This is a genomic window from Acinetobacter sp. CIP 53.82 (genome assembly GCF_000369465.1).
Classification (GTDB): Bacteria; Pseudomonadota; Gammaproteobacteria; order Pseudomonadales; family Moraxellaceae; genus Acinetobacter; species Acinetobacter indicus.
In genome coordinates, this window is record NZ_KB850046.1 from 1,546,665 (window position 1) to 1,570,287 (window position 23,623).

Genomic DNA, 23,623 nt, shown 5'->3' on the forward strand with positions numbered 1-23,623 from the left:
ATAAAGTGAAAAGGCATTCATTCAGCGCAGGAAGCAGCGTCTGCTTCAGGCCGATCGACTCAACAAGGAACAGAATATGACACAGCAAGAAAAAATGCTGTCTTGGGCCATTCTTTTACCGGTCAGCGCGGTACTGATCTGGTCACTGAATATTGTCGTGACCCGCTATGTGACCGACTTTATCTCGCCGGTGAGCATCAGTTTTTATCGCTGGTTTTTTGCCTTTCTGATTCTAACCCCATTTATTTTGCCGCGGGTGATCCGTGAACGCGCCCTGATTGTGCCGCATCTGAAACAGCTGGCAGTGCTGAGTGCCTTTGGACTGGTGCTGTATCAGGGACTGGCCTATACCGCTGCGCATTACACCACCGCCACCAATATGGGCATTATTAATGCCTTTATTCCGATTTTTACCATTTTTGTGTCGATGCTGATTCTGCGCGATATTCCGAATCGCTACGCCATTATTGGCAGCCTGTTGTCCTTTGCCGGGCTAATCTATGTGATGGGGCAGGGCAATCCTTGGGGCTTGCTGCATGCCGGTGGTCAGTGGGGCGATCTGCTGATGATTATTGCCGTATTTTTCTATGCCTTTTACGGGGTTTTTCTGAAAAAATGGCAGCTGCAGATTCCGTTAATGCTGAGCCTATATGTGCAGATTCTGTTTGCACTGCTGTATCACCTGCCGTTTGTGGCCTGGTTGGGGCTTGATGCTATCAATATGGCGAATGCCGGCAGCGTGATCTACGCCAGTATTTTCCCTTCATTAATTGCGCCTTTGGTGTGGATGATGGCGATTCAGCGTCTGGGACCGAACCGCACCAGTATCTTTATGAACCTGATGCCGGTGTTTACCGCTTTAATTGCCTTTGTCTGGTTAAAAGAGGCCTGGACCATTTATCACAGTATTGGTGGGGCGATTATTCTGTTCGGAATTGTGCTGGCCCAGAAAAAAACTGTGGCGCCAGTGCTGCTAAAAGCCAAATAATTGTCTAAAAAACGAACAAACAAACTTAATTTTTTGCTTGAATGATCTCGTGAATAAAGGCAAATAGACTTTAGTCGAGGAGAGTAGCTTTTAGCTTCTTTAAAAAGCACTTTAAAAAGAGTAAGATAATTTGAACTTTTTTCAAATAATGATTGATTAATCATAGGTTTAAGCTGCTTTTTAAGAGCTAAAATATATTTGTTTTTTTTAAACTGTTCGCCCATAATACGCTCCATCGCAGATCAGCGACTGTTGCTGAAATGCCCAGAGATTTCGATACCCTCTGGATGTGATTGATACACATCCTTTTTTATGCTCAACCATCCCTATATGGTTGAGCTTTTTTTTGCCTGAAATTTCTTTCATTTCTGGCCCGATCTTCAGTCACGAATCACGGCACCGGTTTCAGCATCCAGAATACGGCTAGGTAACTGGCTGAGTCCCAAATCGCCATTTAAATAATTCAGCTGATTGCCAAAATACTGGCTGGCCTCTTGCAGGGAGCGCGCCGGTTCCTGTCCGGCCGGATTGGCACTGGTCGATACAATAAAGCCGCTAAAGGCATGACATAGCGCGACACAGAGCGGATGCGTGGTTACACGTACCGCGACTTTAGGATGCTGGCCTTTAATCCAGCTGGGAATATGCTCACCTGCCGGCAACAACCAGGTGGTAGCACGCTCTGCGGGTGGATTGAGCCAGGAGTCGATCACCTGTTGACGCTGTGGTTCGGCCAGGTTGTGCAGCAAATGTTCTACCTGGGAAATATGACCTGCCAATAAAATCACGCCTTTTTCAATCGGACGCTGTTTCAGTTGCAGAATCTGCATAAAAGCATCTTGGTTATACGGGTCACAGCCGAGACCCCAAACTGCCTCTGTAGGATAGGCCAGCACCTGTCCTTGCTGTAGACAAGTGGCTGCTTCGGCAACAGAGGTTGTAATCATGTGGTACACCTTTCGAGGTTATGCGGGGTGTACTATTGTGAACCTTATTGCGATGGACGACAACGCAGATATAGCCCCGATTGCTGCATTGCCATCCCGAGCAGCTCCAGTTCCATTAACTGAGCGGTTAAATGGGCGGTTTCCTGTTGCAGTTCGCTGGCCAGCTGGTCCATGTTTTTACCGACCCAGTCCAGCTGGCTGTATAGGGCCAACAGATGTTCGGGTAAGGTCGGGTGGGCAGCTGCAGATGCTGTAGCGGATAAGGTCGCCTGCTGCTGGCTCAGCCATTGGGTTGGCAAGGCCAGATCTTCAATGACCTGTTCCGGATGATCAACCAGAATCGCGCCTTCCCGAATCAGTTGATGGCAGCCCTGATGAAATTCACTGTAAATATGTCCCGGAATGGCAAACACGGTTTTACCTTGCTCGGCCGCCAGTTTGGCGGTAATCAGCGAGCCGCTGTCCAGCGTGGCTTCGGCTACAATCACTCCCAGGCTAAGTCCACTGACAATGCGGTTACGCCGTGGAAAATGCTGCTGTAGCGGTTTGGTCTGTGGCAGGAACTCACTGATAATAGTGCCATGCCGTTGCAGAATCTGGTCACGCAGACCCTGGTGTGTGGCCGGGTAGGTGAGGTCGAGACCAGTACCCATCACGGCAATGGTACGTTGATGTTTCAAGCCACCCTGATGGGCTGCTTCATCAATGCCTTGCGCCAGGCCACTGTTAATAAAAAAGCCTTTTTCACTTAAATAATAGGCAAAGTCATAAGCCACCTGCCGGCCATGCGGACTGGCTTTGCGACTGCCGACAATTGCCACTTGCGGCTGAAGTAAAGGTTGTGCCTGTCCTTGGCCAAATAAAATTGGTGGCTTGTCGGTATAGGGCAGCAGTTGGGTGGGGTAACCGACATCTTCGGGAATAAGAATAAAATCGGTATGTTGCTGGACGCGCTGCAGCAAGTGCTGGAAGTCGGCTTGTGCCTGTGCTTGATGAAAATCCCGTGCGCGTTGCAGATGGTTCTGATGCAGTCCCAGTTCTGCCCAGCGCTGCAGGTTGCCGGCTTCGGTGGCCGCAGCGGCCGAACCGAAGTGCCGGATTAATTTATAAAAGCTGGGGAGTGAATGCTGAACCAGATACCACAGGCGAATCGTTGCGAGATGACCGGGTGATATCGTATTCAGCATGGCTCATCCCTCAGCCTTAATCTTCCATAATCGGTGGCTGAATACCGGCCCCGACTTTAATTGGTAGTTCGCTGTCCAGAATATAGGCATAGCTGAGCTGGTCAAAGGTTTTAAAGACCATGGCATAGCCAATCCGCTCGCCTGGCAGCTGCACCCGTTCACGGGTTTTCGGATCGGTGACCACTTCGCCTTTTTGAGTTACAGCAAATACATGACCGGATTGCACGCCGTGCACCTGACCACGGTCAATGGTGACCACACTGTGTTTAGCCGCGGTCCCAATTGAACCCATCACACGTACCACCTGGCCATCTGCTGCAATGTGTTCGGCATTGGTCGGGTAGAACAGGGTTGGTAACATCGGGTCATATTCTGGCAGCACACGATCGCCACGACGCACTTCGGCATTGTAGGTATCGGTCAGTTCCAGGGTGGTAATATCATTTTCACCGCGTACTGCAATACCGGATGCAACCTGAGTCAGCTCCAGACCGGCATTGTATTTTTTACCGTTGGCATCGGTGAAGATATACGGTTCGCCTTCACGATACACAGCATAACGCTGGCCAACTTGCAGACCCTGACCGCGGGCATAGACATTCTGGCCTTTGGCCGCCAGGACACGCTGATCCGCCGTGCCTAAAATATAAGGCGTCTGTTGCAAAGATTCAGGGGCAATAATGCTGGTACGTTCCAGCCAGTGCTGGATGTACTCCAGTGGAATCACCGGAATGGTATTGTTGAGTGACTCGACCCGGATTTGCGGCTGCAGGCTGGTGGTGTTACCGGTATAACGACGGATAATACCTTCACAGCCATCACCTTCATCTTTACCAATGATCGGGCGGCCATCATAGGTACACATCAGCAGGCGATCTCCCGGGAAAATCCAGTGCGGATTTTTCACGTGCTTGTTGCTGGCCCAGATTTCACGCCAGCGCAGCGGGTTTTGCAGAAACTTCTTGGAAATATCCCACAGCGTATCACCTTTTTTCACCACATACACATTAGGTGCATTGGCCTGTAAGGTCGGTGGGTTGATATTGCGTGCCGGTGCGGCCTGTACAGTACTGACTGCGCCCACCCCAAAACTGAAACAGACAGCAAGTGCCAGCGCCTGCTGTTTTAACCCCAAGGCACGAAAAGAAGATGTGCCCTTCAAAACCTTTTTCATTATCATAATTCCTAAAATTATGTATGTAGTTGCGTTATAATAACGATCTTACATACATTTTTTCGATGAAGCATTCCTTCATTCGGTTATTTGACCAATGGCAAAGCTGAGGACGTAATATGGCCTTATTACCTATTTTAAGTTTCCCCGATCCCCGTCTTCGTACCATTGCACAACCCGTCGAAGAAGTTACTGATGAAATTCGTCAGCTCGCCGCAGATATGTTTGAAACCATGTATGAAGCGCCCGGCATCGGGCTGGCTGCAACGCAGGTTGACCGTCATATTCAGCTGATTGTTATGGATCTGTCTGAAAACAAAGACCAACCAATGGTATTCATTAACCCCAAAATTACCCCATTGACTGAAGAAACCCAGCCTTATGAAGAAGGCTGCTTGTCAGTGCCTCAAATATACGACAAAGTTGAGCGTCCGTCACGTGTAAAAATTGAGGCAATTAACCTTGAAGGTCAAGCATTTGAGTTAGAAGCGGACGGACTTCTCGCTGTCTGTATCCAACATGAAATGGATCACTTAAATGGTAAGCTTTTTGTCGATTATCTGTCGCCATTAAAGCGCCAGCGTGCCCGTGAAAAAGTCGAAAAAGTGGTGCGTCAGCGTCAGAAAGTGGCGGTTAAACGCTAAACAGCCCTGCGACCAAAAGATCAGGACAAAACAGCCCAATTTCGATTGGGCTTTGTTATACTTGGGCCAGTCAAAAGCAGGAATATATGTTTGTTGATTCGTAGTGGTTTACTGCTCTCACTGATGGCAGTATTTTTACAGATTGCTGTTTTTTTACAGCCTTTGCTGCCGAAAGCCTATCAGGTGGCACCGGTCTGTGAAACCATTACGCGTGCGCTTTTATTGCCGGTTGATCATACAGCGCATGGACATGCCCATTCCGAACATCTGTACAGTCAGCATCAACCAGTCATTTCAGATGACGGGCATAATCATCATGATGCCAATCATCAATGCCAGTACTGTACCGTGTACGGCAATCTCGTTTTACCGCCAGAACTCAGTGTGAAAGAAGTGCTTGATCGTATTCAAGTGCGTTTTATCGCTTTTGAAAAAGCTTTCCAGCATGTCTGGTTTGCACTGCAACGACTATTTCTTATTCCTCAGGGTAGGGCACCGCCACTGTTTGCATAAAACCGCGTTTGTTTTGCTTGGGTCTTGAATGACTTAAGCCGTGTTTTATATGTATTCCAGTGAGAAATGAAAAATGGCTCAGCCAAAATTCTTTTTACAGCCTCTTGCGGCTGCGATTTGTGTTGCTTGTTATTCACCAGTTGTGTTTGCAGAAATCCCAACACCCGTCCAAAGTCTGGCACCTATTGTGATGACTGCGCATCAGGGCAATGATGCCAACGGCCTGATTGTCCGTGCCGATCCGAAACAGCCAATTCAACCGATTCCAGCCACCGATGGCGCAGATTATCTGCAAAGTATTGTCGGTTTTAGCGCGGTCAACAGTGGCGCTGGTACCAATGGCGATGTGACTTTCCGTGGCATGTTTGGTTCGCGGATTAAAATTCTGACCGATGGCACAGAAAACCTGGGTGCCTGTCCGAGTCGTATGGATTCACCGACCTCCTATATTTCACCAGAAAGTTATGACCAGATTTCGGTAATTAAAGGCCCACAAACCGTGCAATATGCCAATACCGGTTCAGCTGCCACCGTGATTTTTGAGCGCCGTCCGGAACAGTTTGATGAAGATCAGCACTATCGTGGTCAACTGAGTGTGCTGGCCGGTTCATTTGGCCGTCTGGATCATAATATTGAGGTTGCAGCAGGCGACGAGCAGAAATATATTCGCCTAAATAGCAACCGTTCGGTATCGAATAGCTATCAGGATGGTGAGGGCAATACCGTGCCATCGGACTGGGAACGTTGGAATGCTGATGTAGCACTGGGCTGGACCCCGGATGCAGATACCTGGGTCGAACTGACTGGGGGGAAAGCCGATGGTGAAGCGGTATATGCTGGCCGGATGATGGATGGTTCCAAATTTGCCCGTGAAAGTCTGGGTTTACGGGTTGAAAAACAGAACGTCACTGATGTGATCAAGAAAATTGAAGCGCAGGTTAACTATAACTTTAATGATCATGTGATGGATAACTATAGTTTGCGTCCTGAACCTATGATGGAAATGGCCACCAACGTGGCGCGTAAAACCTTAAACGCACGTCTGGCAGTGACACATGAGTGGGATCAGCTAGATTTTATTACGGGTATTGATACTCAAAATAATGAGCACACAATCCGTAAGACCGATACAGAAAATAATATTGCCTATCATGCCTTACCACGTATCAAAGATATGAAGTTTCAGTCTGTTGGCGCTTTTGGTGAGTTGGGTTATCAGCTGAGTGAGCAGAATCGTTTGGTGGGCGGTATTCGTGTCGATCAGGTTGAAGTAGACGCCGTGCAAACCGCACAGCAACGTCAGGAAACCTTACCGAGTGCTTTTATCCGTTTGGAAAATCAGCATCCTCATCATGATGCTAAAACCTATATTGGGCTTGGTTATGTAGAACGGATGCCAGATTATTGGGAACTGTTTAGTCCCGTTTCAGGAAATGGCAATACCAATACCTTTAAAAACATTGATACTGAAAAAACTTTGCAGCTAGATTTTGGTTATCAGCATGAGCATGGTGCATTTAGCTCCTGGGTGTCTGCATATGCAGGGTTGATTCAGGATTTTGTACTGACCGATTATCTGCCAACAGGCCGTATGGGTATGCTGGAAGCACATACCCAGAATGTCGATGCCACGATTGCGGGTGCAGAAGCGGGGCTGGCATATCAATTTAGCGATGCGATTCAGGCAGATGTTAGCGCAATGTATGCCTGGGGTGAAAACACCACTGACAATACGCCGTTACCACAGATTGCACCGCTTGAAGGTCGTGTAAACTTACGTTATATCCAGGATCGTTATACCTTGGGTGCCTATTGGCGAATCGTAGATGGTCAAAACCGGATTAGCCAGAACCAGGGCAATATTGTGGGCTATGACTTGAAAGAAAGCGCAGGTTTCGGCACCTTGTCCTTAAACGGCACATACCATCTTTCCGATGGGGTTGATCTTTCTGTGGGAATCGACAACGTTCTAGATAAGACGTATACCGAGCATCTCAATAAAATGGGGAATGCAGGTATTGGTTTAGCCGCCAACGAGCAATTCAATAATGTGGGCCGTAATTATTGGGCACGAATGAGCTTTAAATTCTAATTAGCTCGAAATGCAGACAAAAAGCAGGGCGAAAGTCCTGCTTTTTATTTTTAAAATTTTATTTATTTCAATAGCTTAATATAAATTGATATTTCCAAATAAAATAACGAATATTTTTCTTAAAATATTTTTTATAAATAAAACAATTATTTATAAATTTTTTGGATTATAAAATAAACACACGTTTCAGAAGTTTTAAAAAAGGTATTGCAACCCCTCTGAAATCCTGTAGAATGCACATCCATCGGCGGTGGTTTTGATAAAAACTTGTTGATAAACAAGGATTTAGCTAAAATGGTTGAGTTCTGGTTTAGGTGGTAAGTTTAGAAATAAAATCAACATTGCATGTTGACTTTCTAAAAATAGAGAGTAATATAGCCGACCTAGCTTGATGCTGACGAAGCATCGAGAAGATCATTAAGAGATTATGAAGAACAACTTGTGTGGATTTTTACTGGTTGATTAATCGAATATATTTTCATTAATTGATTGGTTTAAATTACTCGAAGTTTATTTGAGCGAAATTTAAGTCAGAAAATTGATGAGCCAGATTTGGTCACTTCGAATAAAGTGACAAAATGATTTTAACTGAAGAGTTTGATCATGGCTCAGATTGAACGCTGGCGGCAGGCTTAACACATGCAAGTCGAGCGGGGATAGGGTGCTTGCACCTGATTCCTAGCGGCGGACGGGTGAGTAAAGCTTAGGAATCTGCCTATTAGTGGGGGACAACATTCCGAAAGGGATGCTAATACCGCATACGCCCTACGGGGGAAAGCAGGGGATCTTCGGACCTTGCGCTAATAGATGAGCCTAAGTCGGATTAGCTAGTTGGTGGGGTAAAGGCCTACCAAGGCGACGATCTGTAGCGGGTCTGAGAGGATGATCCGCCACACTGGGACTGAGACACGGCCCAGACTCCTACGGGAGGCAGCAGTGGGGAATATTGGACAATGGGGGGAACCCTGATCCAGCCATGCCGCGTGTGTGAAGAAGGCCTTTTGGTTGTAAAGCACTTTAAGCGAGGAGGAGGCGCTCTAGGATAATACCCTAGATGCGTGGACGTTACTCGCAGAATAAGCACCGGCTAACTCTGTGCCAGCAGCCGCGGTAATACAGAGGGTGCGAGCGTTAATCGGATTTACTGGGCGTAAAGCGCGCGTAGGTGGCTAATTAAGTCAAATGTGAAATCCCCGAGCTTAACTTGGGAATTGCATTCGATACTGGTTAGCTAGAGTATGGGAGAGGATGGTAGAATTCCAGGTGTAGCGGTGAAATGCGTAGAGATCTGGAGGAATACCGATGGCGAAGGCAGCCATCTGGCCTAATACTGACACTGAGGTGCGAAAGCATGGGGAGCAAACAGGATTAGATACCCTGGTAGTCCATGCCGTAAACGATGTCTACTAGCCGTTGGGGCCTTTGAGGCTTTAGTGGCGCAGCTAACGCGATAAGTAGACCGCCTGGGGAGTACGGTCGCAAGACTAAAACTCAAATGAATTGACGGGGGCCCGCACAAGCGGTGGAGCATGTGGTTTAATTCGATGCAACGCGAAGAACCTTACCTGGCCTTGACATACAGAGAACTTTCCAGAGATGGATTGGTGCCTTCGGGAACTCTGATACAGGTGCTGCATGGCTGTCGTCAGCTCGTGTCGTGAGATGTTGGGTTAAGTCCCGCAACGAGCGCAACCCTTTTCCTTACTTGCCAGCATTTCGGATGGGAACTTTAAGGATACTGCCAGTGACAAACTGGAGGAAGGCGGGGACGACGTCAAGTCATCATGGCCCTTACGGCCAGGGCTACACACGTGCTACAATGGTCGGTACAAAGGGTTGCTACACAGCGATGTGATGCTAATCTCAAAAAGCCGATCGTAGTCCGGATTGGAGTCTGCAACTCGACTCCATGAAGTCGGAATCGCTAGTAATCGCGGATCAGAATGCCGCGGTGAATACGTTCCCGGGCCTTGTACACACCGCCCGTCACACCATGGGAGTTTGTTGCACCAGAAGTAGGTAGTCTAACCTTAGGGAGGACGCTTACCACGGTGTGGCCGATGACTGGGGTGAAGTCGTAACAAGGTAGCCGTAGGGGAACCTGCGGCTGGATCACCTCCTTAACGAAAGATTGACGATTAGTAAGAATCCACAACAAGTTGTTCTTCATGACGATGTATCTGAGGGTCTGTAGCTCAGTTGGTTAGAGCACACGCTTGATAAGCGTGGGGTCACAAGTTCAAGTCTTGTCAGACCCACCACTAACGACAAGCAAGCAATTGCAGAGCGAATAGAAATCAGAACATTGACTTATTGATAAGCTGGGGACTTAGCTTAGTTGGTAGAGCGCCTGCTTTGCACGCAGGAGGTCAGGAGTTCGACTCTCCTAGTCTCCACCAAATTTCAAGATCAGAAAAACAACGTTTTTCCTTGGAATTTAAGCAAAAAGCTATGCTTTGCGCAGGCTTTAATCGAACGAAGTCTTAGATTATAGAAATTAATAAGAAGTTAGCGTAATATGCGCGTCTTGTTAACTTCTGTGATTTATCACAGTTGACTGCAGTCCGACGAGGATGCAGTAAATCATTAACAGATTGGCAAAATTGAGTCTGAAATAAATTGTTCACTCAATCAATATACGTTAACGCGTTGTTATGACGGGTTGATGAACGTAGATTGAATTGAGAACTAGCAAATTAACTGAATCAAGCGTTTTGGTATATGAATTTAGATTGAAGCTGTACGGTGCTTAAGTGCACGGGACTTCGAACTGTAGATTAAATAGATAATTGATTATTTATTTAATTGTCTTAATCCTACTTGTAGGGATTAACGACTGTTTGGGGTTGTATAGTCAAGTAATTAAGTGCATGTGGTGGATGCCTTGGCAGTCAGAGGCGAAGAAAGACGTGATAGCCTGCGAAAAGCTCCGGGGAGGCGGCAAATATCCTTTGATCCGGAGATGTCTGAATGGGGAAACCCACTTACCATAAGGTAGGTATCAATACATGAATACATAGTGTATTGAGGCGAACGAGGGGAAGTGAAACATCTCAGTACCCTTAGGAAAAGAAATCAATTGAGATTCCCTCAGTAGCGGCGAGCGAAAGGGGAACAGCCCATTAAGTTATGTGTGTTTTAGTGGAATGCTCTGGGAAGTGCAACCATAGTGGGTGATAGTCCTGTACACGAAAGGGCACACATAATGATGACGAGTAGGGCGAGGCACGTGAAACCTTGTCTGAATATGGGGGGACCATCCTCCAAGGCTAAATACTCCTGACTGACCGATAGTGAACCAGTACCGTGAGGGAAAGGCGAAAAGAACCCCTGTGAGGGGAGTGAAATAGATCCTGAAACCGCATGCATACAAGCAGTGGGAGCATCTTTGTGATGTGACTGCGTACCTTTTGTATAATGGGTCAGCGACTTACATTCAGTAGCAAGGTTAACCGCATAGGGGAGCCGTAGGGAAACCGAGTCTTAATAGGGCGTATAGTTGCTGGGTGTAGACCCGAAACCAGGCGATCTATCCATGAGCAGGTTGAAGGTTGGGTAACACTAACTGGAGGACCGAACCCACTGTCGTTGAAAAGCCAGGGGATGACTTGTGGATAGGGGTGAAAGGCTAATCAAGCCTGGTGATAGCTGGTTCTCCCCGAAAGCTATTTAGGTAGCGCCTCGGACGAATACCATTGGGGGTAGAGCACTGTTTCGGCTAGGGGGTCATCCCGACTTACCAAACCGATGCAAACTCCGAATACCGATGAGTACTATCCGGGAGACAGACTGCGGGTGCTAACGTCCGTAGTCAAGAGGAAAACAATCCAGACCGCCAGCTAAGGCCCCAAAATCATAGTTAAGTGGGAAACGATGTGGGAAGGCATAGACAGCTAGGAGGTTGGCTTAGAAGCAGCCACCCTTTAAAGAAAGCGTAATAGCTCACTAGTCGAGTCGGCCTGCGCGGAAGATGTAACGGGGCTAAAACTATGTGCCGAAGCTGCGGATGTATACATTGTATACGTGGTAGGGGAGCGTTCTGTAAGCCGATGAAGGTGGATTGAGAAGTCTGCTGGAGGTATCAGAAGTGCGAATGCTGACGTGAGTAACGACAAAACGGGTGAAAAACCCGTTCGCTGAAAGACCAAGGGTTCCAGTCCAACGTTAATCGGGGCTGGGTGAGTCGACCCCTAAGGCGAGGCCGAGAGGCGTAGTCGATGGGAAATTGGTTAATATTCCAATACTTCAGTGTAATGCGATGAGAGGACGGAGAAGGTTAAGTCAGCCTGGCGTTGGTTGTCCAGGTGGAAGGCTGTAGGCATGCATCTTAGGCAAATCCGGGGTGCTCTATGCTGAGAGCTGATAGCAAGCTAGTTTACTAGCGAAGTGGCTGATACCATGCTTCCAGGAAAAGTCTCTAAGCTTCAGTTACACTGGAATCGTACCCGAAACCGACACAGGTGGTCAGGTCGAGTAGACCAAAGCGCTTGAGAGAACTCTGCTGAAGGAACTAGGCAAAATGGTACCGTAACTTCGGGAGAAGGTACGCTGTTGACGGTGATGGGACTTGCTCCCTGAGCGGTTGACAGCCTCAGAAACCAGGCCGCTGCAACTGTTTATTAAAAACATAGCACTCTGCAAACACGAAAGTGGACGTATAGGGTGTGATGCCTGCCCGGTGCTGGAAGGTTAATTGATGGGGTTAGCGTAAGCGAAGCTCTTGATCGAAGCCCCAGTAAACGGCGGCCGTAACTATAACGGTCCTAAGGTAGCGAAATTCCTTGTCGGGTAAGTTCCGACCTGCACGAATGGCATAATGATGGCGGCGCTGTCTCCAGCAGAGGCTCAGTGAAATCGAAATCGCTGTGAAGATGCAGTGTACCCGCGGCTAGACGGAAAGACCCCGTGAACCTTTACTGCAGCTTGACATTGAACTTTGACCTTACTTGTGTAGGATAGGTGGGAGGCTTTGAAGTTGGAACGCCAGTTCCAATGGAGCCGTCCTTGAAATACCACCCTGGTAATGTTGAGGTTCTAACTCTGTCCCGTGATCCGGGACGAGGACCATGTCTGGTGGGTAGTTTGACTGGGGCGGTCTCCTCCTAAAGAGTAACGGAGGAGTACGAAGGTGCGCTCAGCGTGGTCGGAAATCACGCGTAGAGTATAAAGGCAAAAGCGCGCTTAACTGCGAGACCCACAAGTCGAGCAGGTACGAAAGTAGGTCTTAGTGATCCGGTGGTTCTGTATGGAAGGGCCATCGCTCAACGGATAAAAGGTACTCTGGGGATAACAGGCTGATACCGCCCAAGAGTTCATATCGACGGCGGTGTTTGGCACCTCGATGTCGGCTCATCTCATCCTGGGGCTGAAGCAGGTCCCAAGGGTATGGCTGTTCGCCATTTAAAGAGGTACGCGAGCTGGGTTTAGAACGTCGTGAGACAGTTCGGTCCCTATCTACCGTGGGCGCTGGAAATTTGAGAGGATCTGCTCCTAGTACGAGAGGACCAGAGTGGACGAACCTCTGGTGTACCGGTTGTGACGCCAGTCGCATCGCCGGGTAGCTATGTTCGGAAGGGATAACCGCTGAAAGCATCTAAGCGGGAAGCCTACCTCAAGATAAGATTTCCCTAGGACTTCATGTCCTCTAAAGAGCCGTTCGAGACTAGGACGTTGATAGGTTGGGTGTGGAAGCATAGCGATATGTGAAGCTGACCAATACTAATTGCTCGTGAGGCTTGACTATACAACACCCAAACAGTTGTTGTATCAAGCTGAATTCTAAACTAATCCTTGATTTAGTTAATGCGACACAATAAAATTCAGACCCAATGGCCAATCCGTTAATAACTCATTTGGAACAAAGTAAGGCATTACATGCAAAAGCATCAAGCTTAAGCAAAGTAACTAAGACCCGAACAAGTCCATAACAGTTGTGCTGGCGACAATAGCAAGAGTGAACCACCTGATCCCTTCCCGAACTCAGAAGTGAAACCTCTTAGCGCTGATGGTAGTGTGGGGTTACCCATGTGAGAGTAAGTCATCGCCAGCTCATTATTCAAAATCCCCCGAGCTTAAACAGCAGGGGGATTTTTTTATGCAGAAAATTTGTGTGCTTAAGAAAGTAGAATTTATCGAGGGTTCTTCTCTCCGTTTAAACCAGCTTTTAATCGGTTGAAATTGAAGCCCCCAATTTAACCGGAACCGGCGTATACTCATAACATAATTGGAGTGTATATGTCAGATTCCCAAAGCCAGACTCAGCAAATTGAGCACGATTCTCCTCAGTTTAAGGCCATTCTTCTCTCTTTGTTTTTGGCCGGTTTTGCCTCCTTTTCTGCCTTGTACTGTGTTCAACCGATGATGCCGATTCTGGCCCAGTTCTTTCAGGTCAGTCCGACCCAAAGTAGTTTTCCCTTATCTTTTTCGACCTTTGCTTTGGCCGCCGCTCTATTATTTACCGGCCTGATTTCAGATCGGGTCGGGCGTAAACCGATTATGGTCGTGGCATTGTTCTCTGCGGCCTTACTGTTAATAGCCAGTGCCTTATTGCCACAGTGGTCATTTTTTCTCAGCACCCGTGTCCTGATTGGCATGGCAGTCAGTGGGGTGGCCGCGGTGGCAATGACCTATATTGGCGAAGAAATTGCGGCCAAAGATGTTGGCTTTGCCATGGGCTTATATATTTCAGGCACCGCAATTGGCGGCATGAGTGGCCGTTTAATTGCCGGAGTCCTGGTGGATTTTATTTCCTGGCAATATGCAACTTTAATCATTGGTGTGATTAACCTGGCGATTGCGATTCTGTTTTACTGGCTGTTGCCCAATTCCCGGAATTTCCAGTCCTATCCAATTCAATTGTCGCGTTTTAAACAGGCCTTTGCCAAAAATCTGGCCGATCCAAAATTAAGAATTCTGTTTCTTCAGGGCTTTATTCTAATGGGATGCTTTGTCTCGGTATTTAACTACATGAGCTATCATCTGCTGGATGCGCCTTTTGCTTTGCCACAAACCTGGATCGGGCTGATTTCTGTGGCCTATCTGGCTGGAATTTACAGTTCACCACGGGCAGCACAGTGGGGACAAAAGTTTGGCCGGGAAAAAGTGTTACCGTTGATGCTGCTGGTGATGTGGGCCAGTCTGGCGCTAATGTTACTGAATCAGCTGGCGGTCGTGTTAGTCGGGCTGCTGATTTTTACCTTTGCTTTTTTTGCAGCACATTCTCTTTGTAGCAGCTGGGTGACGGTGCAATCATTACAGTATCGGGCGGTGGGTTCATCTTTATATCTGTTCTGCTATTACTTGGGCTCGAGCGTGCTCGGCAGTGGTAGCGGTCTGATCTGGGAGCGCTGGGACTGGCCTGGCTTATTGATCTTTATCGCAAGTCTGCTGTTGTTGGGCCTGATATTGACCCTATATCTGAAAAAATTAAGCAGCACTGCACCCACGGCACAGATTAAAAATTAAAAACTTGATTTTGTATAAATTATAATCAAGCAAGCCACTTGGAATTCATGCTAAAATACTCGGCTTTCATCTTTCGATCTTTTCTGATCTTCCATCTGCCAGCCGAGAATTGCTAGCCATGTCTACTGCTTATACCGCTCAAACCGCGCCGAAAGCGTTGTTTGATTACGACAAATATTGGGCGTCATGTTTTGAACCCGCGCCATTTTTGCCGATGTCACGCGAGGAAATGGACCAACTCGGCTGGGATAGCTGTGACTTTATTCTGGTCTGCGGCGATGCCTATATTGATCATCCATCTTTTGTATCCGGTATTATTGGCCGTGTGCTGGAAGCGCAAGGTTTCCGGGTCGGAATTATCGCGCAGCCTGACTGGACCAATGTCGAGGCCTTTCGTGCCTTAGGTAAACCGAATATTGCCTGGGGCGTCACCGCCGGCAATATGGACTCGATGATCAACCGTTATACCGCGGACCGCAAAATCCGCTCGGATGATGCCTATTCACCAGACAATGTCCCGAACAAACGTCCAGACCGTGCTGCAACCGTGTATTGCCAGCGCTGTCGTGAAGCCTTCCCGGATGTGCCGGTGTTGCTTGGCGGGATCGAAGGTTCACTGCGTCGTATTGCGCATTATGATTACTGGTCAGATAAAGTCCGTCGTTCAATTCTGATGGATTCAAAAGCCGATTTATTGATGTACGGTAATGGCGAGCGTTCCATTATTGAAGTGATGCACCGTCTGGCCAAAGGCGAAAAAATTACCGATATCACCGATGTGCGCGGTACTGCCTTTATCATCAATAAACATAACCGTGCGGCCAAAGCCAAGTTTGTCGAAATCGCCTCCAATGATGTCGATACCATTGGCCGTGTCGATCCGATCATCAACCCCTATGTGATGACCGAAGATATTGATGGCTGTGAAGTTGAAAAAGAAAAGGGTAACAGCTTAAGCCAGTACCAGAATTTCCAAAAAGAAATGGTGGCCAATCCGATTGTCCGTGAAGGCGACAACCTGGATGCCGATACGCAGATTGTTCAGCTGCAACCGGCCTCAAAAGCCATTAAGCATAAACTGCCACCACGTGAACTGGCGGTTATTCGTTTGCCATCTTTTGAAGACGTGGCTAATGATCCGGTGCTATATGCACATGCCAACCGTATTCTGCATTTGGAAACTAACCCGGGCAACGCACGTGCTTTGGTGCAAAAACACGGCGAGCGTGATGTCTGGATTAATCCACCACCAATTCCATTGACCACTGAAGAAATGGATTATGTGTTTGACCTGCCATATGCACGTCTGCCACATCCAGCTTATGGCGATGCACGTTTCCCGGCGTTCGACATGATCAAGTTCTCGGTGAACATCATGCGTGGCTGTTTTGGGGGCTGTACGTTCTGTTCGATTACCGAACATGAAGGCCGCATCATCCAGAACCGTTCGGAAGAGTCGATTCTACGTGAAGTGGAAAAAATCCGTGATACCGCACCGGGCTTTACCGGGATTATCTCGGACTTAGGTGGTCCAACCGCTAACATGTACCGCTTGCACTGTAAAGATCCGGAAATTGAAGAGAACTGCCGTAAGCCGTCCTGTGTATTCCCAGGCGTGTGTCAGAACCTGCATACCGATCATGCACCACTGACCCAGCTATACCGTAAAGCACGTGCGATTAAAGGCATTAAAAAGATTTTGATTGGTTCCGGTCTGCGTTATGACCTGGCGGTATTGAATCCGGAATATGTGCGTGAACTGGTGACCCACCACGTCGGGGGTTATCTGAAGATTGCACCAGAACATACCGAAAAAGGTCCGTTATCGAAGATGATGAAGCCCGGTATTGGTACCTATGACCGCTTCAAGCAAATGTTTGATCGTTTCAGCAAGGAAGCCGGCAAGGAACAGTATCTGATTCCGTATTTCATCGCGGCGCATCCGGGCACCACCGACTACGACATGATGAACCTGGCGATCTGGCTGAAAAAGAATGGTTTCCGTGCCGATCAGGTACAGACCTTCTATCCATCGCCAATGGCCACCGCCACCACCATGTATTACACCGGTAAAAACCCGCTGGCCAAAGTGGCGCGTTATACCGAAGATGTTGATATTGTGAAGGGTGAGAAACGTCGTCGTCTGCACAAAGCCTTCTTGCGTTACCATGATCCAAACAACTGGCCATTGTTACGTGAGGCTTTAAAAGAGATGGGCCGTGCCGATTTGATTGGCAATTCCAAGCAGCATCTGATTCCGACCTATCAGCCGCAAGGCACGGAAGGACAGTATCAGTCGGCGCGTAAGAAAAACTCGACCCAGGCCGGAGATTCACAGAAACGTACCGGTCAGCATGGCAACCGTGGCCAAGGGCAAAATCAGGGTCAGTCGAATCGTCCGAAAAAAGGCCAGATGTTGACCCAGCATACCGGTTTGCCTCCACGTGAAACCGGCGAAAAACGTCCATTTGGCGGTGCAAAGGCCAAAGGTAAGTCTAAGCCAAAATCTCGTGCTTAAATCAGGAAAGGACGCCAAGTGCGTCCTTTTTCTGGTTCACATTTTGTCGGATTTGTCAGACAATCGGTTTGAAAAGAATTGTGAAGCTCATAAAAGTTGGTATACATTAGCTTGAGGAAAAACAAGGAGATGGTTTTTCCTGGAAACTTGCTCTGCAACAGACTGTCAGTGTTTATGCATCTTTCGTCAGCATTGCTTTAAGTTTCTTAAATTTAACCTATTTATAATAAGCAAAACGTTATACTTGTATTTGAAAAATAATCGGTGAGATACCGAATAAATTATAAGAATAGAGTATTAAAGGATTAACCTCATGACTGTTTATATTATTCTCGCAAGTCTTATTCTGGCAGGGTTGCTCATCATGGCGGCCAGGCATGCCATTCAGGCCAAACGCCAGACCGACAGTACCCTGAAACGCCGCGCTATTTTCAGTTTGAATGAGCAGCTGACCTATACCCGGCTGAAAGAAATTTTACCGACCCATACCGTGCTGACCCATGTGTCTTTTGATGCGCTACTGACCACCAAACTGCCGCGTACCCGCAATAAATACCGCAATATGGTGGCGGACTTTGTGGTGCTGGATGATGCTTATCAGGTACTGGCCGTGATTACCCTGGATGATACCCTGACCTTAAAACGTCAGCATATTCAGTATCAGAATGAATTGCTGCGGATGGCCGGTTATACCGTAATCAGCTTTGATCAGGTGCCGGAATATCAGCAGTTGCGTGAAGAATTTGGGTTACTGGAGGGCGCTGAAAATCTGGAGGCGCTTGATCTGCCAAAAAAGAAATTGGCGTTCTATCCGGCCTCAGCGCGCAGAATGGGCGCGTTGGGTTGAAAAAAAGCATCTAAACAGATGCTTTTTATCTCAAATTTTTATGGTTTAACCGCGACCACAGTCATTTCAACCAGGACTTCGGGCTGATACAGCTTGGCTTCCACACAGGTACGGGGCAGCGCTTCAATATCGGCGACCCAGGCATCCCAGATTTCATTCATGGCTGCATAGTCTTGCTCGATATCTTTTAAGAAAATCATGACTGACATGATATGACTTTTATCGGTGCCGGCTTCAGCCAGTAAACGGTCAATTATCTCAAGGGTCTGGCGGGTCTGACCGCGAATATCCAGGCTGGTGTCTTCTGCCAGCTGGCCGGCCAAATGCACCAGATGGCCTGAAATGGCAATTTCTGAATAGCGCTGTGCGACATGTAAACGTTGTACGGTCATAACAAAATCCTGTAGATGGGCAAGCAGCACCTCGGCTGCTCTGGCAATGTGACTATATTGCCATGAAGCGCCAGTACAGAACACCAGCGCTGCCGGAGTTGGTACAGAAATCCATCAATCTTGTGGCGATTTTGATTTGAAAAATGGGAATTTTAGGACGCAAAAAGCCGGTGATCTGAAGGGAATAGATCGGGATAATGCGATAGAAAATCAGATAAAAAGAAGCAGGTTACAGCAAGGCGGGAGACGATACAGCCATCCATGGGAACGTCAGAGTTGTCCTGTAATATTCGGATAGATCATCACGCCAATCACAGGACAGCATGCTGAAAGTAAAGGTGATTTTCAGCATCTCAGCACATACATGGATAAATGTATTGCGCAGATAGATTACTCTAATTTTGCCCATTGTGAAGCGCATTTTGTATCATTTTTATTCTTTTGATCAATTCCTGCACAATTTTAAGCCTAAAGTAGGCTGAGCTGTGGCTGCTGGGCTGGTGAGGACAGTTGATAAACTCCCACGCCAATTAACCGGAACTTTTCTTGGGGCGAAATATGCATTTCCTCAATTAATAGCTGTAACGCCTGTGCCAGCTGCTGCGGATGAGTAAAAATATGCTGAAAGCTTTTGCTGTGCTGTAACACCTGAAAGTTTTTCAGTTTCAGTTTGACTGACACGCCGCGGGCACAGAGCTGCTTTTTTTCCAGACTGGCCCAGACCTGTTGCAGCAGCTGTGGCCAGTAGGGCGTGCATTGGCTGAGGACATAATCATCATCAAAGGTGATTTCTTTGGAAATCTGCTGGCGTTTGCGTTCGGCCTGAACGGGGCGCTCATCAATGCCTTGTGCATATAAAAACAGACGTTTGCCATATTTGCCAAAACGTTGAATCAGCAGGCCTTCTTCGACCTGTTGCAGATCGCCCAAGGTTTCCAGACCCAAGGCCTTCAGCTTTTCCTGCATGACCTTGCCCACGCCCGGAATTTTCTTTAAGGGTAAATCCTGAATAAAGGCCTGCACCTGCGAGGGTTTGATTACGTAGAGGCCATTTGGTTTATGCCAGTCCGAGGCAATTTTGGCCAGAAATTTATTGGGTGCCACGCCGGCAGATGCAGTCAGGCCAGTGGTCTGAAAGATATCTTCGCGGATGCGCATTGCCACTTCTGTGGCACTGGGGAGCTGCTGCAGGTTTTCGCTAACATCCAGATAGGCTTCATCGAGCGACAGCGGTTCAATGATTGCAGTATATTTTTGAAAAATTTGATGGATTTGTGCCGACACTTCCCGGTACTTCTGGAAATTCGGTTCCAGTACAATCACCTGCGGGCACAGTTTCCGGCCCTGACTCATTGACATGGCCGAGCGCAGCCCAAACACCCGCGCCGGGTAGGACGCGGCCACAATCACTGCACGCGGATGATGTGATGCCACCACCACCGGCAGATGTTGTAACTCTGGACGCTCTTTTAGCTCGACCGAGGCATAGAACGCATCCATATCAATATGAATGATTTTTCTCATGGCACCATCTTAACGCGCGACATCCGTGGCTGTCATTAGCGGATAAGCATACGGTTGATCGAGCAGCAGCACTTGGGTCTGTTGTTGTGCTGCGGCCTTGATCACGGTATTCAGACTCTTCGGGGTATTATCGGCCAGATGTGGTAAAAACTGTAGCGGCTGTTCTGGCGGCTGGAAAAAATCATCCCAATGGATGGGAATCAGCACCTTGGGTTTTAGGTGCTGCAAGGTTTCTGCCAGATACTGCTGCTGATACTGTTCCGGTTGCCTGGATAGCTGGGCAATGCCCAGAAACAGATGATCGACCTGTAGCGGTTTAAGCTGTTCGGGAATAAAACCGGTACTGGCTTTGACCAGACTTTTGTGGCCTTGATACTCAATCAGATAGTCAAAACTATGGCCTTCTTTAAACTCCGAAAAACGCGCCGGCAAGCTCAGCGGCTGCTGGATTTCCTCACCCAGATCATTATTCACTGCAGTTGGCGGAGTATGCTGGGACGGGAAAGCGGTGACAGTAAAGTTGCCAATCTGCATCGGTTGTAAAGGTACCAGCTGCTGTAACTGGCTTTCGGGCAAGTGAGCACCACGGGCAATATTCAGCGTGCTTCGGGAACCAATAATTTTAGCCTGCGGCAGCAATTGGCCAAGTAGAGGGACATCCAGCGCATGGTCATAATGCGAGTGTGTCACCAGAATGGCTTGCGTTCGTTGCAATTGATGGAGCTCAATCGCATGTTCAATTACGATTGGCTGGCTGTTAATTTGACCAAACATCAGCTGACTCAGACTCGGCCGGCTAAAGAAGCCATCAATCAACAGCTGTTGCTGGCCATCATCAAACAGTAAGGTCGATACGCCAAAGAATTTGACCGTGTAGCCCGCTGGTGCGGTTGCTGCCGGCTGATACAGCCACGGCTGGAAATCCTGCACTTTTCCGGAAGGCTGCAGTATATAGATGATGAGTGCAATCAGCAGTAACATCAGGCCAAGCAGACCTGACAAAATCTTGTATTTCAGTGTCATTCGCACAATATTCCTGTCAGCTTTTATTTTTATCTTGTTGGTATGAGTATTAAGGGGTTGTATCCACGCTATTTTTAGATGGTTCCACAATCTGGTTGGCCTTCAGAAACTGTTGCCAGTCCTGTTCATCGCCATAAAAGGCATTCAGATCGACCGGAGTGGCAATGCCGGTAATCTGGCCACGATTGCTATATTGCCAGAACATCCAGTCGGGATTACCGCTTAAGGCCGGTTTACCCTGATATTCGCGTACCCACAGCGGCACCTGCGGGAACTGATTGACCAGTACAATATTATAAAAATTCCTGGAAATGTAAAAAATCGGCTGTTTGCCATAGTGCTGTTGCAGCGCGTCATGCATCACCCCAATTTCATGCAGCAACTGTTCCCGGGTATAGGTGTTGATGCAGTTGCTGTCGTATTCCAGATCAATCACTGGTGGCAAGCTGTTGGCCTGTTTCGGAACGCTGTCGATAAAATTCTGTGCCTGCACCTGACCATCACGACACAGCCGATAAAAATGATAGGCGCCAACCAGAAAGCCCTGTTCATGCGCGGCCAGCCAGTTGTCCTGAAATTTACGGTCTTTAAAATCGCCGCCTTCGGTGGCTTTTAAATAGACGAAACGGTATTTTTCCGGTGAAATCCTGTGCCAGTCAATCTGCTGCTGATGATGCGAAACATCAAAGCCCTGAATCGGATAGTCCTGTGCGGTGGCTGGCCGGGTATGCAGCACGCCCCAATACAGCAAGGCCGCCATCAGCACCATGCCGCAGATGGCAACCGCAGCATAGGTCAGGGGCTGGACAGAACGGTGGGCAGGGTGTGCAGACATAGGCAAGGCAGATCTTCGGAATTCAATTTTGATCATAACGCGAAGGCTGCGCGGGGGCTAGCGTTCCACGCGGCTTTAGACCGGGGTGTTTTTCGGAATTTTCCAGAAAATCATTGCAGCCAGCAGGTTGATACTGCCCAGACAGATCAGGCTGGCATGGAAGGCCGCGACCACCTGCTCCGGTCCCCAATAGGCACTAAACAGATTGACCAGTGTTCCGGCCAAGGCCACGCCAATACTCATGGACAGCATCATGATCATCGACAGGAAGCTGTTACCGCTGCTGGCATCTTGCTGCGGTAAATCTTTTAAGGTCAGGGTGTTCATGGATACAAACTGCAGTGAATTGAGCAGACCGAAAATAAAGAAATGCAGCGCGCGTAACCAGATGGGTGTGTCGGCCGTGGTCAGGGCAAAACTGGCGATACAGGCCCCGACCAGCAAGGTATTGGTGATGAGCACCTGACGATAACCAAAGCGCTGAATCAGCTGGCGGATAATCGGTTTTGAGGCCAGCGAACCGAGTACGGTCGGAATCATCATCAGGCCGGTCACAAAGGGCTCAAAGCCAAAGGCCAGTTGCAGCATCAGCGGCAGTAAAAAGGGAATTGAATTGCCGGCCAGCCGGGCAATCGAGTTCCCAAGAATCCCGATCGCATAAATCCGGTGCCGGAACAGCTTGCTGCGAAACAGGGCATTCTGATGAGTATGCGCATGATAGGCATACAGGCCGGCACTCAGCAGACCGAGCAGGACCAGCGCAATGCTCCACCACAGCGAGTACAGCGGACTGGCCACGTTTTCAATGCCCAGTGACAGCCCGACCATGGCAATCAATAACAGGATAAATCCCCAGAAATCAAATTGCGGCACGCTCGGCTCGGTGATGTTTGGCATGGCTTTAAAGGTAATCAAGACGCCTAAAATGCCAATCGGCAGATTGATTAGAAAAATCCAGTGCCATGAGGCCACTTCGACCAGCCAGCCGCCCAAAGTAGGTCCAATTAAGGGGCCGATCAGACCGGCCAGACTCATCAGGCTCATGGCCGATAAAAACTGGGTGCGGGGAATGATTTTTAGCATCGCCAGACGACCAACTGGCAATAAGAACGCGCCGCCAATCCCTTGCAGTACCCGGTAAAACAGCAGTTCATTCAGGCTGCTGGCATAGGCACAGCCAATGGAGGCCAGGGTGAAAATCACAATGGCGGAAAAATAGGTGTTGCGCACGCCAAAACGGTCGGCCAGCCAGCCACTCAAGGGAATGCAGGCCGCCACTGACAACACATAAGCCACCACCACGCTGTGCATTCGCAGTGGATCTTCCTGCAAATTCTCGGCAATGGCCGGCAACGCGGTGTTGATGATGGTGGTATCCAGGCCCTGCATAAAAAAGCCAATCGACACCAGCAGCACCAACAATCTGAATTCGGGTTGCAGGGCTTGATGGGTTGGCGTGGCAGTCATAATTAGTG

At 48.3% G+C, this 23,623-nt stretch carries 15 protein-coding genes, 2 tRNA genes and 3 rRNA genes; 12 read left to right on the forward strand and 8 right to left on the reverse strand.

The window, feature by feature from the left end; translation table 11 throughout:
• Nucleotides 1-76 precede the first annotated feature (76 nt).
• Nucleotides 77-988: a DMT family transporter gene (locus F905_RS12840; protein WP_005181447.1), complete on the forward strand. Its 912-nt coding sequence runs from the start codon at nucleotides 77-79 to the stop codon at nucleotides 986-988.
• Nucleotides 989-1,368: 380 nt separating this feature from the next.
• Here the strand turns inward: F905_RS12840 and F905_RS12845 are convergent, their stop codons facing one another.
• Genes F905_RS12845 through F905_RS12855 form a run of 3 tightly spaced genes read right to left on the reverse strand, consistent with a single transcriptional unit; the run spans nucleotide 1,369 to nucleotide 4,296 of the window.
• Nucleotides 1,369-1,935: an L-threonylcarbamoyladenylate synthase type 1 TsaC gene (locus F905_RS12845; RefSeq protein ID WP_005181449.1), complete on the reverse strand. Its 567-nt coding sequence runs from the start codon at nucleotides 1,933-1,935 to the stop codon at nucleotides 1,369-1,371.
• Nucleotides 1,936-1,979: 44 nt separating this feature from the next.
• Nucleotides 1,980-3,122 (reverse strand): DNA-processing protein DprA, encoded by a 1,143-nt coding sequence (dprA, locus tag F905_RS12850; protein ID WP_005181456.1) that lies wholly within the window; start codon nucleotides 3,120-3,122, stop codon nucleotides 1,980-1,982.
• A 16-nt stretch (nucleotides 3,123-3,138) separates the two neighbouring features.
• Nucleotides 3,139-4,296, reverse strand: coding sequence for a LysM peptidoglycan-binding domain-containing protein (locus F905_RS12855; RefSeq protein ID WP_005181459.1), 1,158 nt, complete (start codon nucleotides 4,294-4,296; stop codon nucleotides 3,139-3,141).
• A 119-nt stretch (nucleotides 4,297-4,415) separates the two neighbouring features.
• Here F905_RS12855 and def point away from each other — a divergent pair, with 119 nt between their 5' ends.
• The 11 genes from def (at nucleotide 4,416) to F905_RS12910 (ending at nucleotide 18,374) form a co-directional block, all read left to right on the forward strand.
• Complete coding sequence (gene def, locus F905_RS12860; protein ID WP_005181462.1) at nucleotides 4,416-4,940, forward strand: peptide deformylase; 525 nt, start codon at nucleotides 4,416-4,418, stop codon at nucleotides 4,938-4,940.
• A gap of 90 nt (nucleotides 4,941-5,030) precedes the next feature.
• A complete protein-coding gene (locus F905_RS12865) occupies nucleotides 5,031-5,453 on the forward strand; it encodes a DUF2946 family protein (protein WP_005181463.1) in 423 nt (140 codons plus the stop codon).
• A gap of 73 nt (nucleotides 5,454-5,526) precedes the next feature.
• Nucleotides 5,527-7,545, forward strand: a complete 2,019-nt coding sequence (locus tag F905_RS12870; RefSeq protein ID WP_005181465.1) for a TonB-dependent copper receptor — start codon at nucleotides 5,527-5,529, stop codon at nucleotides 7,543-7,545.
• A gap of 585 nt (nucleotides 7,546-8,130) precedes the next feature.
• Nucleotides 8,131-9,668: ribosomal RNA gene (locus tag F905_RS12875) — 16S ribosomal RNA — on the forward strand.
• 61 nt (nucleotides 9,669-9,729) lie between these two features.
• Nucleotides 9,730-9,806 (forward strand) — tRNA-Ile (locus F905_RS12880).
• Nucleotides 9,807-9,868: 62 nt separating this feature from the next.
• Nucleotides 9,869-9,944 (forward strand) — tRNA-Ala (locus F905_RS12885).
• Nucleotides 9,945-10,397: 453 nt separating this feature from the next.
• A 23S ribosomal RNA gene (locus tag F905_RS12890) occupies nucleotides 10,398-13,288 on the forward strand.
• Between the two features lie 191 nt (nucleotides 13,289-13,479).
• Nucleotides 13,480-13,594: ribosomal RNA gene (gene rrf / locus F905_RS12895) — 5S ribosomal RNA — on the forward strand.
• The 16S, 23S and 5S rRNA genes sit together here with 2 tRNA genes alongside, the layout of an rRNA operon.
• Before the next feature lie 185 nt (nucleotides 13,595-13,779).
• The gene (locus tag F905_RS12900) at nucleotides 13,780-15,009 is read left to right on the forward strand and encodes an MFS transporter (protein WP_005181467.1); all 1,230 of its coding nucleotides are present in this window, start codon (nucleotides 13,780-13,782) and stop codon (nucleotides 15,007-15,009) included.
• Between the two features lie 118 nt (nucleotides 15,010-15,127).
• Nucleotides 15,128-17,527 (forward strand): YgiQ family radical SAM protein, encoded by a 2,400-nt coding sequence (locus F905_RS12905; RefSeq protein WP_005181468.1) that lies wholly within the window; start codon nucleotides 15,128-15,130, stop codon nucleotides 17,525-17,527.
• 313 nt (nucleotides 17,528-17,840) lie between these two features.
• Nucleotides 17,841-18,374, forward strand: a complete 534-nt coding sequence (locus F905_RS12910; protein ID WP_005181471.1) for a DUF2726 domain-containing protein — start codon at nucleotides 17,841-17,843, stop codon at nucleotides 18,372-18,374.
• Between the two features lie 38 nt (nucleotides 18,375-18,412).
• On the opposite strand, the gene F905_RS12915 is transcribed toward F905_RS12910, so the two are convergent.
• From F905_RS12915 to mdtD, 5 genes are all read right to left on the reverse strand, one after another.
• Complete coding sequence (locus F905_RS12915; RefSeq protein ID WP_005181474.1) at nucleotides 18,413-18,766, reverse strand: RidA family protein; 354 nt, start codon at nucleotides 18,764-18,766, stop codon at nucleotides 18,413-18,415.
• 468 nt (nucleotides 18,767-19,234) lie between these two features.
• The gene (gene dinB, locus F905_RS12920) at nucleotides 19,235-20,290 is read right to left on the reverse strand and encodes a DNA polymerase IV (RefSeq protein ID WP_005181477.1); all 1,056 of its coding nucleotides are present in this window, start codon (nucleotides 20,288-20,290) and stop codon (nucleotides 19,235-19,237) included.
• Nucleotides 20,291-20,299: 9 nt separating this feature from the next.
• Nucleotides 20,300-21,313: an MBL fold metallo-hydrolase gene (locus F905_RS12925; protein ID WP_005181478.1), complete on the reverse strand. Its 1,014-nt coding sequence runs from the start codon at nucleotides 21,311-21,313 to the stop codon at nucleotides 20,300-20,302.
• A gap of 49 nt (nucleotides 21,314-21,362) precedes the next feature.
• The gene (locus F905_RS12930; protein WP_005181481.1) at nucleotides 21,363-22,148 is read right to left on the reverse strand and encodes a glycoside hydrolase family 25 protein; all 786 of its coding nucleotides are present in this window, start codon (nucleotides 22,146-22,148) and stop codon (nucleotides 21,363-21,365) included.
• A gap of 75 nt (nucleotides 22,149-22,223) precedes the next feature.
• A complete protein-coding gene (gene mdtD / locus F905_RS12935; RefSeq protein WP_005181486.1) occupies nucleotides 22,224-23,615 on the reverse strand; it encodes a multidrug transporter subunit MdtD in 1,392 nt (463 codons plus the stop codon).
• Between the last annotated feature and the right edge of the window lie 8 nt (nucleotides 23,616-23,623).

Excerpts from the sequence above, each read along its gene's own strand:
- F905_RS12905 (WP_005181468.1), top strand. The coding sequence starts at position 15,128 with ATGTCTACTGCTTATACCGCTCAAACCGCGCCGAAAGCGTTGTTTGAT.
- F905_RS12925 (WP_005181478.1), bottom strand. The coding sequence starts at position 21,313 with ATGACACTGAAATACAAGATTTTGTCAGGTCTGCTTGGCCTGATGTTA.
- def (WP_005181462.1), top strand. The coding sequence starts at position 4,416 with ATGGCCTTATTACCTATTTTAAGTTTCCCCGATCCCCGTCTTCGTACC.
- dinB (WP_005181477.1), bottom strand. The coding sequence starts at position 20,290 with ATGAGAAAAATCATTCATATTGATATGGATGCGTTCTATGCCTCGGTC.
- F905_RS12910 (WP_005181471.1), top strand. The coding sequence starts at position 17,841 with ATGACTGTTTATATTATTCTCGCAAGTCTTATTCTGGCAGGGTTGCTC.
- F905_RS12840 (WP_005181447.1), top strand. The coding sequence starts at position 77 with ATGACACAGCAAGAAAAAATGCTGTCTTGGGCCATTCTTTTACCGGTC.
- F905_RS12900 (WP_005181467.1), top strand. The coding sequence starts at position 13,780 with ATGTCAGATTCCCAAAGCCAGACTCAGCAAATTGAGCACGATTCTCCT.
- mdtD (WP_005181486.1), bottom strand. The coding sequence starts at position 23,615 with ATGACTGCCACGCCAACCCATCAAGCCCTGCAACCCGAATTCAGATTG.
- F905_RS12845 (WP_005181449.1), bottom strand. The coding sequence starts at position 1,935 with ATGATTACAACCTCTGTTGCCGAAGCAGCCACTTGTCTACAGCAAGGA.
- F905_RS12930 (WP_005181481.1), bottom strand. The coding sequence starts at position 22,148 with ATGTCTGCACACCCTGCCCACCGTTCTGTCCAGCCCCTGACCTATGCT.
- F905_RS12855 (WP_005181459.1), bottom strand. The coding sequence starts at position 4,296 with ATGAAAAAGGTTTTGAAGGGCACATCTTCTTTTCGTGCCTTGGGGTTA.
- dprA (WP_005181456.1), bottom strand. The coding sequence starts at position 3,122 with ATGCTGAATACGATATCACCCGGTCATCTCGCAACGATTCGCCTGTGG.
- F905_RS12915 (WP_005181474.1), bottom strand. The coding sequence starts at position 18,766 with ATGACCGTACAACGTTTACATGTCGCACAGCGCTATTCAGAAATTGCC.
- F905_RS12870 (WP_005181465.1), top strand. The coding sequence starts at position 5,527 with ATGGCTCAGCCAAAATTCTTTTTACAGCCTCTTGCGGCTGCGATTTGT.